The organism is Algimonas arctica (assembly GCF_014652695.1).
Lineage (GTDB): Bacteria > Pseudomonadota > Alphaproteobacteria > Caulobacterales > Maricaulaceae > Litorimonas > Litorimonas arctica.
In genome coordinates this window covers 112576-125543 of the sequence record NZ_BMZH01000007.1, presented here as the reverse complement: position 1 = coordinate 125543, position 12968 = coordinate 112576, and the positions used below count along the sequence as shown (strand labels likewise).

Genomic DNA, 12968 nt, shown 5'->3' with positions numbered 1-12968 from the left:
ACTTAAGCCATAATCGACGGCTCTTAATTTTCCGTTTTCCCATGAAAAAAGCGTCCGACTTGTCGTCCGACGCCTGAACGCGATGGATAGCTGACCGCGAAGGGCCCGGTGATCTGCGTCAGTCGCCACCTGTTGTCACGACAGAATTGGTATCAACCACATTGTCGATCGGTGTGGACAGGTCGCTGAGCCTGTCATCAATAGAATTTCCGAGGGTCGATGCCCCTCCGATGGCCGCTAAGGACACCAAGGCGGCAATCAGACCATATTCGATCGCTGTTGCGCCGCATTCGTCCAAGAGAAATCGTTTAAATAAAGTCATTGTCACCCCCTGTAAAAAAAAAGATGGCCAGCCAAGAGGCTGGCCATCTCCTAAACGTCAACTGTTAAGTTGAGTGCGACTAATCAGTCACCACCAGCCGTGCTAACCGCTGTGTCATCTGAAACCGCGTCAAGCGCGCCAGCGATATCGGTGAATTTGTCGTCGATTGAGTTACCGAGCTGCGAAGCGCCCGCAATCATAGCGACGGCAATCAAAGCGGCGATCAGGCCATATTCAATGGCAGTGGCACCAGATTCGTCATTGATAAAATTCTTAATGAGGTTTTGCATAACTTACTCCCACGTATGCTAATTACTTTGGGATCATCCCATTTGCAGGATAATCCCTGACAAGAACGCTTTTAAGCACACCAGTTTAATAGGGCGTTTGGAGACACGGTGAATATCAGGTAAATCTGCGTTCCCCGGCATAAACCTCGATTTTTTCTTGCCCCTATATTAAGAGTCCAAGCTGGATAGAGTGTCTAAGCTGAGACCGGGTTCGGCAATCTAAAGACTTCATCAACTCTGTTTGAGTATTACCCCTCTAAATTGATGGAGTGGGCCATGCGCCGATCGACCTATATTCGTAGTTTTGTGAAACAATCCTCTCTGATGATTGGAGCGAGCCTGCTGTGCGTTGCCGGTTTTGCGGGAAGCGCCCACGCCACAGACCCAATCTATCAAGTCGACTTAAACAAGACGCAAATCTTACGCCTACCGGCTGCGGCTGGATCCGTTATCATCGGCAACCCGTCTATTGCAGATGTCACGGTTCATTCCCCGACGACGATTATGGTTGTGGGTCGCGGATTTGGTGAAACCAATCTCATCGTTTTGGACAGAGATGGCCAAACGATGGTCGATGCCGACATTCAGGTGACATCAATCACACCAAGCAATGGCGTTCGTCTGTTCAACGGGACCTCTCGCCAAACGTATAGCTGCGCGCCTTATTGTCAGCCCTCGCCTGTCTTAGGGGATAGCCCGGAACATATTTCGGCAAATTCGCCTCAAGTTTCATCGTCGAACGCCCCCTCCGCAATTTTTGACCAAGGCCCAGTGAGCACGTCAGGGTTGACCGGTGGCCCACAGGGCAATTCCGCGTTCGACGGAATGCCCGCGATTCCAAATTAGGCCACAAAGCCTCAATTAGACATTTCTTAAGCCTGTCCGTCATCCGTAGATTAACGGTCATCCTGTAAAGGAACGGTGCGCGCTTGCTAGTCTCAGCAATTTCACAGGCGGCAATATAGGGCAGTTAATGACGGGTTCGACCGGACATATATCAGCAGTGCTACGACGCCTTAGGGCTCTCCGTCGGCGTTACCGCTCAGAGGCCGACGGCGCGACCGCGATTGAATTTGGGATTGTCGCTCTGCCTTTCCTCGGTCTTATTTTTGGCATTCTTGAGCTCGCCTTAGTGTTTTTTACGGGGTCCGTCCTTGCACAAGCGATGAGTGACACGGGTCGTTTTGTGCGTGTTGGCTCCTTTCAAGGCTGTGGCACGGCGTCAGAATTCAAAGCGCTCGTCTGCGATAAAATGTCTAACCTCATGAACTGTCGGGCGAACCTTCGCATTGATCTCAGCACGGCCAACGGATTCCAAACTATTGTGCTCGCAGACCCTGGTCTCAGCGGGCTTGATCCAGATGATGAGGATGCAGAAATCGAGGATGGAACTTATGAAGAAACAGGGCCGTCCGAACCTGTCGTCATGCGCGGAACCTTCTACTATCCGCTCGCCTTACCCAATTTCATGACCCGCCTCGAAAGCATTCCAGGCAGCCGTCGCCATGTCATTTCTACCTCGACGGCCTTTAGAACCGAACCCTTTCCAACTGGGTCCAGCTGCGATCCAGCATTATCAGCCAAAATCTCAGAACATAACGGCGATTAAGAAAACTGGCTGATGGAACAACAATCATGAATATTTTTCACCTGCTGAAATCCGCCCAACGGTCGCTACAACAAAGCCGGATCGCTCGGAACGAATCCGGCATCGCGGCCATGGAATTTGCGCTGATTGCGCCGTTGATTATTGGGCTTTATCTCGGGCTCGCAGAAGTCGCCACCGTTCTCAGTGTTGAGCGACGCGTTTCTCATTCCGCGAGTGTGGCCGGTGATTTGGCGACGCAAGTCTCATCCGTGGATGAAACGGATGCCGAAGACATCGTCTCGGCTGTCCTTCATGTGGCGAACTTGGGCGCGAATGGGAATTTTATTTTGCGACTCCAAAGCTTCCATCGCGTTGCCAACGGCGATGTAGAGAGTGAAGGCGTGATTATATATACAATCGGCACGCATGGTGGATTAGCGGAATATGATAAAGATTCGCTGTCGGTAGACCTAGTTCCGGTCGGCGAAGGTATTGTCGTTGCGAGCGTCAAACACGCTTATACGCCCTTTGGCTTTAAGCGCATTGGCGGAGACAGTTCGGGCGAAGGTTTTTTACCTGACTCGATTGATCTTGAAGAAATTTTCTTACTGAAACCACGGCGGTCTTCGATTGTCGAAATCGGCGAACCCGGGACCCATACGAAGATAACTTGCACCGGTACGGTCGATAGCGTCAGCTGTACCACAGCATAATATTAGGGTGCGTAACGGTCCAGTCTTTGACTAAATCAATGTGATAAATACCGGGTTCTGATGAGGTTCAACCGATCCGCGCTGAGACCCAAAACATCCCTTGCGTAGGTTTCCATATCCCCCATTGCCTCTAAACTCGCCTCTAAGTAAGCTGGTTCGACCCCAAACATGGGACGCAAGGCATCAGCGTCAATTGCCCGCCCATAACGTTTTTCGAACATGACGGCTGCAGGCTGCAAAATGGCTTCAATATCAACCGCCGTTTCCGTCAGCATATAATCCGCCATAATATCGTCGGAAGAGACCCCCAAGAGCCCCTGAATGAGCGCGCAAAGTGTACCCGTCCGGTCTTTACCGGCTGCGCAATGAACGAGAATTCCGGGTGTGTCCGTCTCACCCTCCTCCGTCATGCGATTGAGCGTATCAGAAAATAAAGCCTTGAACCCCGCATCATGCGGACGGGTCTGGTAGGAATTGAGCATATAGCCGCGCGCATCATCCGCGGAATAAAGCGCGTTGACCATAAACGCTTCATGCGGCGCGACTTTCTCGTTTTCCCGGTCTGCGTTGGTAGGCTGTGTCAGCACCATCGCGCGGTCAGGTTGCGGGGGCCATTTGGACGGTTGGCGTTGACGTTCCGGCGCGTGCCGCAAATCAACGACGGTCCCAACCGGCAAATTATTGATCGCGTTCAAATCATCATCGCCCAGATCATTCAAGTGAGCCGACCGAAACAACGTCCCCGTCACGACCGGCCGACCGTCCAATCCGGCATAGCCACCAAAATCGCGAAAATTATAGATCGACTGAAACGGTTTCAGACGCTGTGAGATATCAATCAAAGACATAGGCTGCCGCTATCAGTCAAAGCCGCGTATGGGAAGCGCGAGCAACGTCACACCCGCGCTCTAAGCCGACGCGGCGTTTACTCTGCCGCGTCAATGCCGCGTTTGAGATCATATGTCTGGAACTTGTTCCATACGCCTGTATCGCCGTGCCAATCGCCTTCGGTTGCGCCTTTGGAATATTCGGTCGCGCGGGCCTCGAAGAAATTCGCATGTTCGACGCCATTGGTGATTTCTGTCAGCCACGGCAGCGGATGCTCTTCGACACCCGCGTATACGGTTGGCAGGCCAAGCTGTCCCAAACGCCAGTTGGCAATGTAGCGGATATACCGTTTGATATCTTCAGCGGTCATGCCTTCGACCGGGCCTTTTTCAAACGCCAGATCAATAAATTTGTCTTCCAGCTTCACAACGGTTTTGCAGCAATCGGCAATATCGTCTTTCACGCCTTTGGTCAGCGCGCCTGTTTCTTGTGCAAACGTATGGAATAGTTTGATCATCCCTTCGCAATGCAGGCTCTCATCCCGGATCGACCAAGACACAATCTGTCCCATGCCCTTCATCTTATTCAAGCGCGGGAAATTCATCAGCATCGCAAAAGAGGCAAAGAGCTGCAAACCTTCGGTGAACCCACCAAAAACCGCCATAGACGTCAGAATATCGCGATCCGTCTCGACGCCAAACTGGCCAAGATAATCGTGCTTGGCGGCCATCTCCTCATATTCCATGAACATGGAAAATTCGCTGTCCGGCATGCCGATGGTTTCGAGCAACAGCGCGTAAGCCGCAATATGGATGGTTTCCATATTCGAAAATGATGCCAGCATCATCCGGACTTCGACCGGTTTGAACAGCGGCATATAGTTTTCCATATAATTGCCACCGACTTCGACATCACTTTGTGTGAAGAAGCGGAAAATCTGCGTCAGCAGGTTTTTCTCGTGATCCGTCAGCGTCGTCGACCAATCCTTTAAGTCTTCGCCCAAGGGCACTTCTTCGGGCATCCAGTGGATTTGTTGCTGGCGCCGCCAAAAATCATACGCCCAAGGATAGCGAAACGGCTTATAGGTCACGCTGGGCATAAGCAGGCCGGACGTTCCTGTGCTGATGTGATTGGCCGCGATTTGGTCGATATTACCCATGATGTCGTCTCTGTCCTCGGTCTCGACCCGCAATATAGAAATCGCTAGTCGTTGTGGTGTCGGCTCTCATACGCACAAGATGTGGTAGATATTGCTTAACGGAACCCTAAAGACATGATTCCATTTGTCCAATCAAGAGCCGTCTTTTGGCAGTGAATAATGGGGATGATTAGTCGTTTTCCGCTAAGCCATTCCAAAGCCACACTAAAAGCAATTTTGTCGCGTGCCGCATTTTGCCTTTGACCGTTTCGGGTGCGTCACTATAGCCGCGTCAATGTTCCGCAAACTGGCAACATTCTTCCGACTTCTGCGCACAGCCTGGGTGCTGGTGCGTCATGATGCGCTTGTGCCGAAGGAATATGAACCCTTCGTGCCTGCGCCCCTGCGATTCGTGGCGGGGATTTCGCGATTCTTTTCCATACGCGACCGCGACGATAATCCAGGTGCCCGCTTTGCCAATGCGCTGGAAAAGCTCGGACCCGCTTATATCAAATTTGGCCAAGTCCTCTCGACGCGGGGCGATATGTTCGATCCGGTGTTTGCCGCAGGCCTTTCGCGCCTCAAAGACAAAGTTCCGCCCTTCCCGATGGAAACGGCAGAAGCCATGCTGGTCGCCGATTGGGGTGAGCCGTGGCAGAACAGGCTGACGTCGCTGTCCGAACCCGTCGCAGCCGCCTCTGTCGCGCAAGTGCATAAGGCTGTGATGAAATCGACTGGCGAAACGGTCGCCATCAAAATCCTCCGTCCGAACATTGTCGCTCGCATGACTAAAGACATGGATGTCATCGCCCAAGTCGCCAATATTGCGCATGCGGCTCTCCCGTCGCTACGACGCATGCAACCAAGAGCCTTTGTCGTCGAGGCGCGCCGCGCCGTCATGCTCGAGCTTGATCTTCGCTTGGAGGCTGCCGCCGCCTCTGAAATGTCCGACATTGCTGAGGCCACAGGGCTCTTCAAAGTCCCGGCCATCCATTGGGCGTTGGTTGAGAAAAATGTGCTCGCCATGGATTGGGTTGACGGCCTTGCACTGTCCTCCCCCGACATTCTCGACCTCCCGCTTGAGGAACGCCAACGCCTTGCCACAGCCGTGATCCAAGGCTTTCTCGCCTCGACCTTTACTTACGGCATTTTCCACGCTGATATGCATGAGGGTAATTTGTTCCGAGGACCGGACGGCGATCTCGTTTTGCTCGACTTCGGCATATTGGGCCGTTTGGGCGATGCCGAAATCCGGTTTGAAATCGACACGCTCTACGGCTTTTTGCAGCGCGATTATTATAAAATCGCCCAAGTCCATTTCGATATTGGCTATGTCCCGCCCAACCATAGCATCGATGAATTCGCGACCGCTCTACGCGCCGTGGGAGAACCCATTTGGGGGAAGCAGGCGGAGGACGTCTCGATGTCCAAAGTGCTGCTGCAATTGCTAGAAATCACCGAGATGTTCGACATGCCGATGCAGCCACAGCTGATCTTATTGCAAAAGACCATGATGCAAGCCGAAGGCGTCGCCCGCCGCCTCGATCCGGCCTTTGATATGTGGGAAGCCAGCCGACCGATTGTCGAGGCTGCGGTACGCGCGGAACTCGGCCCCGAACGCTATTTCAACGACTTCCTTGACGGGCTGGACCGCGCCCGCAAAACCTTAAACCGATTGCCTGACGCGACCGACAATATTGCTAAGCTCGCCGAAGCATGGGCCAACGGCGAAATTGATCTATCTGCCGCGCAGACACCCAAAACCGTCGAAATCCGCAAAAGTAACGCTCTACGCCCGGTCGGTTATGCCGCCGTGGGAGCAGCCCTGGCGCTTGGCGGCGTATGGGTAGCGGCTCACCTATAACCGCGCTAGTCTAGCCTTATGAACAAAAGCGTCCTTCTCATCATTGGCGGCGGCATTGCGGCTTATAAATCCCTGCTGCTCATCCGTGAACTGGCCCGTCGCGGCGTCACCACACGCGTGATTTTGACCAAAGGCGGGACACAATTCGTCACGCCCTTATCCGCACAAGCCTTGTCCGGATCGACCGTTTTTACAGATCTTTGGGACCTAACCGCCGAGAGCGAGATGGGACATATAGAGCTCTCGCGCAGCAGTGACTTAATCGTTGTCGCGCCTGCGACAGCCAACATTCTCGCCCAAGCCGCACACGGAGTGGCGGGCGATCTTGCAACGACCACCCTTTTGGCGACGGATAAGCGCGTGCTCTACGCACCGGCCATGAATGTGCGCATGTATGAAAGTGAAGCGACGCAGGCCAATATTGCGACTTTGGCAGAACGCGGCGCACTGTTTGTCGGACCGGACGCGGGCGAGATGGCCTGCGGTGAGTTTGGCGATGGTCGGATGGCCGAGCCCGATGGTATTGCCGACGTCATTATGGCGGCATTGCAGGGCGATATGACGCTGGACGGACTGCGCGCGCCCAAGCCCCTCTTAGGTCGCCGCGCGATCGTCACAGCGGGCCCGACGCGAGAGCCGATTGATCCGGTGCGTTACCTCTCTAATCACTCATCCGGGCGGCAGGGCTATGCGATTGCGCAGGCGTTGGCTGATCTCGGCGCACAGGTTGACCTGGTGACAGGACCGACCGCCATCGCCAAACCGCTCGGTCCCAACATCATTGCCGTCGAAACCGCAGAACAGATGCACGCCGCCGTGCACGCTGCGCTACCGGCCGATATTTTTGTCGCGGTGGCCGCGGTGGCGGATTGGCGGCCCGCCCAGCAGACCCATAAAAAGACCAAAAAGCCTGAAGGCGGCCCCGCACCCTTACAACTTGTTGAAAATCCGGACATCCTGCGTTCAGTTTGCTTGTCCGATAAGCGGCCCAATCTCGTCGTTGGGTTCGCCGCCGAAACGCATGACGTTATGGAACTGGCGCGGGCCAAGCGCGTTCGTAAAGACTGTGACTGGATTGTCGCCAATGATGTATCCGGTGACGTGATGGGCGGGCAGGAGAATGAAATGATTATCATAACGGATGCAGGCGAAACCCGCTTGCCAAAACAGAGTAAACAAGCCGCCGCCCGCGCGCTATCGCGCCGGATTGCCGCGCATTTTGGAGAGACGTCATGAATTCGCGTTTCGTCACCACCGCTTTGCTACTGACAGCGTCATTAGCATTAGCACCAACAGCCAGCCATGCGGCGACGCCCAATGGCTGTGAAGTCGTGGTCTCTAGTGAAGTCGTCGACGCCGAAGGGGGACGAATGACCGTGGCGTCCTATCGCCCCGCCGATAATTTTCTGTCCGGCGTATATGACGCGAATACCCCGCTCACCCTCAAAGAAGACGGCGCTCCTATCCGCGGTATCATCTGTGCGCGTAACGACCTTGTTCCGACAGAAAAAGATTATGCCATGTTAGCGACTGGTATCCCGCTGTCTCTGTCTCAAAACTTCGACAGCGCTGACTCGGATATTTTGACCGTCTATTTTCGGGCCGGCGCTTTTACGCATAAATATACATCCGACTATCCGATGAGCCCCGAGTTCGAAACTGCCGTCCAAACACAGCTGGCAGATTTCAGCCATCGTGATCACGGGTTGATAAATCCCAAATAAAACCGCAGCCATCTCACGCGCGTAACAAGCGTACCGCTAAGTTTACAGTGGAATTCACCGACCAAAAGACTTAGCGAACCTGCATGAAAACAGTCTCCATCGAAGTCCTCCGCCTGCCGCACATGGACGGCATTGATCTGCCCCAATTCGAGACGGCGCAAGCCGCTGGTGCCGATTTGCGCGCGGCCATCGAGACACCGGTCACGTTGGCGCCCGGCACGCGAAAACTCATTCCAACGGGCTTCTGCATGGCTTTACCGGCGGGGTATGAAGCCCAAGTTCGCCCTCGGTCGGGACTCGCGTTGAAACACGGCATCACCGTCTTAAATTCACCGGGCACAATTGATGCGGATTATCGCGGCGAAGTGGGCGTATTGATCATTAATCATGGCGATCAGGACTTTACCGTCGCGCGCGGCGACCGCTTTGCCCAGATGGTGATCGCGCCTGTCACGCAAGGCACATTCAAACTAGTGTCCGACCTTTCAGACACAGTGCGAGGGTCGGGCGGCTACGGCTCTACAGGGACAGAATGAATACGCTTTCTATTAATACGCACCTCCTTGAAGGCTGGTCTCTCCCGATCATGGTCTTGGATACCAAGCTCAGGTTCATCTTTGCCAATGAGGCATATTTGCAGGCCGTTCATCGCACTTACAAAGAGATTGAAGACGCCTATATCTTCGATGTTTTCCCCGACACTGAAGGTCTCGTTCAATCAGTTTTATCCAAATTCAATGCGACGCTGAGTGGCACCGTGACTCAACTTGAGGCCCAACCCTTTCAGCTCGAAGTGGAAGACGGATCTATGAGAGAGATTGTCTGGCAAGCGACACAGGACCCCCTCCGTGACGGTAAGGGATCCATCATCGGCCTGATTCAACGCTGTCAAGACATCACCCATCAGTATCAGTTGGAACATCGCAACAAAATCATCGGACGCGAGCTTTCACATCGGATTAAGAATAGTATGGCGGTTATTAGCGCCATCGCCCGCATCACGGGTCGAAATGCTTCGAATATTAGTGATTACATCCAAAGCTTTACGGCTCGGATTGCGGCGATGAGCCGGACCAACGATCTACTGGTGGGTAGCGATTGGTTCGGCCTTGATATTCAGGAAATTTTCAAAAGTGAATTAAGCCCCTACGTCGATAAAGGTCACACGGCATCTACGCTAAACGGGCCTCCCGCTCGTCTGTCAATTGATGCGTCTAGAAACCTCTCAATGATTTCTCATGAGCTCGCGACCAATGCGGTCAAATATGGCTGTCTTGGCAAACAGGGCGGGCATTTAGACGTTCAATGGACGCGAACAAACGACCAGATCGATATCACATGGCAAGAACATTGCGCTCATCCCATAACACCGTCTGACGACGTCGGATTTGGAACACGCCTCTTTGACATTCTGCCCTCCGTAACTGTCACGCGTGATTTCACACCAACAGGGCTTCACCTGACGATCACAATGGACGGCGAAAATCTGTTTGCTTAAGCTTCGGGCACAGCTTCCCATTAGGAGACACCATGCGCGCCCACGGTAAAATTTACGACAGTATCCTCGACACAATAGGCGGCACTCCGCTAGTGCGCCTCCCCCGCATCACACACGGCGTTCCTGCGGACCTCTGCTATAAAATGGAGTTCTTTAATCCCTGCGCGTCGGTCAAGGACCGGATTGGCCTTAACATGCTGCGCGAGATGGAAAATAGCGGCACCCTGAAAAAAGGCGGCATCATTGTTGAGCCGACTTCCGGGAACACAGGGATCGCTATCGCCTTTGCCGCGGCCGCCATGGGCTATAAAGCCATCCTCGTCATGCCCGAGAGCATGAGTATTGAACGGCGCAAAATGATGGGCATTCTCGGCGCAGAGCTGGTTCTAACCCCGGCAGCGGGCGGAATTCCCGGCGCCATGGCCAAAGCAGAAGAAATCATCGCGAGCACACCCGGCGCAGTACGCGCCGGTCAGTTCGACAATCCAGCCAACCCGGCGATTCATTACACCACAACAGGTCCTGAAATTTGGGCTGATTGCGACGGTAAAGTTGATGCATTCATTTCCGGTGTTGGGACTGGCGGAACTTTGTCAGGCGTCGGGAAATTCCTCAAAGAAAAGAACCCGGACTGCCTGATTATCGCAGTTGAACCGACGGAAAGCCCGATCATATCTAAGGGCGAAAAAGGGCCGCATAAAATCCAAGGTATTGGCGCAGGCTTTATCCCGGACAACCTCGATACAGACTTGATCGACGAAGTGGTCACGATTAATTCTGACGCCGCATTTGGAACAGCCAAACATGTCGCCGCAGAAGACGGCGTGCCTGTCGGCATTAGTTCCGGCGCAGCGATCGCGGCCTCCTTGCTCGTCGGCGCGCGGCCTGACATGCGCGGCAAACGCATCGTGACGATCATTCCAAGTTTTGCCGAGCGTTACCTCTCAACGCCGCTGTTTGATGGCTTGGACTGACCTCAGCGCTCATGAAGGCTGATCAAATAGAGCGTTATGCCCGCCACCTCGTTCTCAAAGAGATCGGAGGGAGCGGACAAAATGCGCTGCTGGCAGCGAACGTCGCCATTGTCGGTGCGGGCGGTTTGGGCGGACCCGCGGCGCTTTATCTAGCCGCGGCAGGGGTTGGACAAATCACGCTGTTCGATGACGACACCGTCAGCCTATCAAACCTGCAACGGCAAATTCAATTTGAAACCGATAATCTAGGGCAATCCAAAGTCGGGGCGTTGGCCACACGGCTTCGCGCGGTCAACCCGGACGTTACCGTCACACCGACCCCGTCCCGCCTATCCCGCGAGAATGCCGCGAAATTGTTGCAACACCATGACCTTATTTTGGATGGCTCGGATCGTTTTGCAACGCGGTTTATGATCAATGATGCGGCGCTCGCGCTGGGCATACCGCTTATCTCTGGCGCAGTCGGGCGGTTTGATACGCAAGTCGGAATTTTCGCCCAACCCGGTCCATGCTACCGTTGTTTTGTACCCGATCTTCCGCCGCAAGAAGAGACGTGCGCAGAGGTCGGCGTCGTCGGCGCGTTAACGGGAATCACAGGGTCTATGATGGCGATGGAAACGATCAAATGGATCACCGGCGCCGGCATACCCTTGCACGGTCGCCTTTGGATGTATGATGGCCTCAGCGCGGAAAGCCGCACCGTCAAATTGGCGCGCGACCCGGCTTGTCCGGCGTGCGGCGACCGCTAGATAGCGATCATTGCGGCGATCCGCTCCAGCGCGTCGGCGTCGCTCTGGTCAAATGAGCCTTTTTGAGCACTATCGACATCCAGCACACCAATGAGCGTCTCCTCGTCGAATACAGGGACGACAACTTCGGACTGGCTCGCCGCGTCACACGCAATATGTCCTGGAAACGCATGCACATCCTCGACCACTTGCGTCTCGCGGTCCATCGCCGCAATGCCGCAAACGCCGCGCCCAAACGGAATACGCAAACATCCCAGCGTGCCTTGATACGGCCCGACAACCAGTTCTGTCGGCTTATCAGGGTCAACCAGATAGAATCCGGTCCAATAAAAATCATCAAACGCTTGGCTTAACAGGCAGGCGACAGTGGCCAGCCGAGCCGTTCGGTTCGGTTCCCCGTCCAACACGCCCGCAATTTGCATTTCAACATCAGTATAATCTCGCATGGCCCGCGATTTATGGCGGAGCGGCCACGCAAGCAAGCCATCAGATGCAAGTTTAGACACGAACAGATCGCGACGACCCTGACACTGGATTACCTGATCTTGTTGACCCCTTTACCATTCCGCGTCAAAGCCCCTTTACGAATGTCTTAGAGGTATATCCGATGAAAACGCTTATTCTTGGTCTAGTCACGGCACTAGGTTTATCCGTGCCAGCCATGGCGCAAGTCAGCGAGATTCGCGTCGGTGCCCATCAACATGACATTGAAATTTTTGGCCTCGGCGGCAAAAAAGGCAAAGAAACGTCTGCCGCGATCAATGCCGAAATTATTTTTGAAGAGCCAGAGTTCTTGAAATGGGCCCTCTCGCCACAGCCTTACCTTGGCGGATCGTTGAACCTCGAAGGCAATACAAGCTATGGCGGGGCGGGCCTCTTGTGGCGACAGACATTAGGCGAAAAGCTTTACTTTGATTTCGCGTTCGGGCTCGTCGTCCATGACGGCACGAAGGAAGTGCCCCTGCCGTCCTATTTTGATGATCCGGCCGTTGTTGCCGCGTTGAACGGGACAGTAACGATCACCCCAGCGCAATTGGCCCGTATCCGGTCTGAGAACATCCCTTATTTTGAGAGTTTAAACAGTGAGATCGAATTTGGGTCCCGCGTTCTCTTCCGCGAAGCCCTCACATTGGGGCTTCGAGTCAGCGAGCATTGGGCAACGGAAGTCTATGTCGAGCATCTCTCCAACGGGAAAATTTTGACCAGTGGCTCAAATGAGGGTTTGGACGTGCTGGGCGGACGTTTGTCTTACCGTTTCGACTAACCTTACCCCCTCGCCT

General features: G+C 54.1%; 16 protein-coding genes. 11 read left to right on the top strand and 5 right to left on the bottom strand.

Going from position 1 to position 12968, the window contains the following annotated elements; genetic code table 11:
• Window positions 1-118 precede the first annotated feature (118 nt).
• Window positions 119-322 (bottom strand): Flp family type IVb pilin, encoded by a 204-nt coding sequence (locus IE105_RS09880; protein ID WP_189497971.1) that lies wholly within the window; start codon window positions 320-322, stop codon window positions 119-121.
• Window positions 323-405: 83 nt separating this feature from the next.
• Entirely contained in the window at window positions 406-612 is a 207-nt protein-coding gene (locus IE105_RS09875; RefSeq protein WP_189497969.1) for a Flp family type IVb pilin, read from the bottom strand.
• A gap of 276 nt (window positions 613-888) precedes the next feature.
• Here IE105_RS09875 and IE105_RS09870 point away from each other — a divergent pair, with 276 nt between their 5' ends.
• The 3 genes from IE105_RS09870 (at window position 889) to IE105_RS09860 (ending at window position 2913) form a co-directional block, all read left to right on the top strand.
• Window positions 889-1458 (top strand): pilus assembly protein N-terminal domain-containing protein, encoded by a 570-nt coding sequence (locus tag IE105_RS09870; RefSeq protein ID WP_189497967.1) that lies wholly within the window; start codon window positions 889-891, stop codon window positions 1456-1458.
• Window positions 1459-1585: 127 nt separating this feature from the next.
• Window positions 1586-2221, top strand: a complete 636-nt coding sequence (locus IE105_RS09865; protein WP_189497965.1) for a TadE/TadG family type IV pilus assembly protein — start codon at window positions 1586-1588, stop codon at window positions 2219-2221.
• Window positions 2222-2247: 26 nt separating this feature from the next.
• Entirely contained in the window at window positions 2248-2913 is a 666-nt protein-coding gene (locus IE105_RS09860; protein WP_189497963.1) for a TadE/TadG family type IV pilus assembly protein, read from the top strand.
• A 35-nt stretch (window positions 2914-2948) separates the two neighbouring features.
• Here the strand turns inward: IE105_RS09860 and IE105_RS09855 are convergent, their stop codons facing one another.
• Entirely contained in the window at window positions 2949-3761 is an 813-nt protein-coding gene (locus tag IE105_RS09855; protein WP_189497961.1) for a tyrosine-protein phosphatase, read from the bottom strand.
• Window positions 3762-3838: 77 nt separating this feature from the next.
• Window positions 3839-4900: a ribonucleotide-diphosphate reductase subunit beta gene (locus tag IE105_RS09850; protein WP_189497959.1), complete on the bottom strand. Its 1062-nt coding sequence runs from the start codon at window positions 4898-4900 to the stop codon at window positions 3839-3841.
• A 274-nt stretch (window positions 4901-5174) separates the two neighbouring features.
• On the opposite strand from IE105_RS09850, the gene IE105_RS09845 reads away from it, so the two are divergent.
• The 7 genes from IE105_RS09845 to IE105_RS09815 all read left to right on the top strand — a co-directional run bounded on the left by IE105_RS09845 (window position 5175) and on the right by IE105_RS09815 (window position 11688).
• Window positions 5175-6743: an ABC1 kinase family protein gene (locus IE105_RS09845; RefSeq protein ID WP_189497957.1), complete on the top strand. Its 1569-nt coding sequence runs from the start codon at window positions 5175-5177 to the stop codon at window positions 6741-6743.
• A gap of 18 nt (window positions 6744-6761) precedes the next feature.
• A complete protein-coding gene (gene coaBC / locus IE105_RS09840) occupies window positions 6762-7979 on the top strand; it encodes a bifunctional phosphopantothenoylcysteine decarboxylase/phosphopantothenate--cysteine ligase CoaBC (RefSeq protein WP_189497955.1) in 1218 nt (405 codons plus the stop codon).
• On the top strand, window positions 7976-8467 hold the full coding sequence (locus tag IE105_RS09835) for a hypothetical protein (protein ID WP_189497953.1): 492 nt from the start codon (window positions 7976-7978) through the stop codon (window positions 8465-8467). The genes coaBC and IE105_RS09835 overlap by 4 nt, the downstream gene beginning before the upstream one ends.
• An 83-nt stretch (window positions 8468-8550) precedes the next feature.
• On the top strand, window positions 8551-9003 hold the full coding sequence (gene dut, locus IE105_RS09830) for a dUTP diphosphatase (protein WP_189497952.1): 453 nt from the start codon (window positions 8551-8553) through the stop codon (window positions 9001-9003).
• Window positions 9000-9965 (top strand): sensor histidine kinase, encoded by a 966-nt coding sequence (locus IE105_RS09825; protein WP_189497950.1) that lies wholly within the window; start codon window positions 9000-9002, stop codon window positions 9963-9965. Before dut ends, IE105_RS09825 begins: the two co-directional genes overlap by 4 nt.
• A gap of 32 nt (window positions 9966-9997) precedes the next feature.
• Window positions 9998-10939 carry a cysteine synthase A gene (gene cysK / locus IE105_RS09820; protein ID WP_189497948.1) on the top strand — a complete coding sequence of 314 codons (942 nt, stop codon included), beginning with the start codon at window positions 9998-10000 and terminating at the stop codon, window positions 10937-10939.
• A gap of 11 nt (window positions 10940-10950) precedes the next feature.
• Entirely contained in the window at window positions 10951-11688 is a 738-nt protein-coding gene (locus tag IE105_RS09815) for a HesA/MoeB/ThiF family protein (protein WP_189497946.1), read from the top strand.
• Here the strand turns inward: IE105_RS09815 and msrC are convergent.
• Entirely contained in the window at window positions 11685-12134 is a 450-nt protein-coding gene (gene msrC, locus IE105_RS09810) for a free L-methionine (R)-S-oxide reductase MsrC (protein WP_189498063.1), read from the bottom strand. The genes IE105_RS09815 and msrC overlap by 4 nt on opposite strands.
• Window positions 12135-12295: 161 nt before the next feature.
• Between msrC and IE105_RS09805 the strand changes: the two genes are divergently transcribed.
• Window positions 12296-12952, top strand: coding sequence for an acyloxyacyl hydrolase (locus IE105_RS09805; RefSeq protein WP_189497944.1), 657 nt, complete (start codon window positions 12296-12298; stop codon window positions 12950-12952).
• The last annotated feature ends 16 nt before the right edge of the window (window positions 12953-12968 follow it).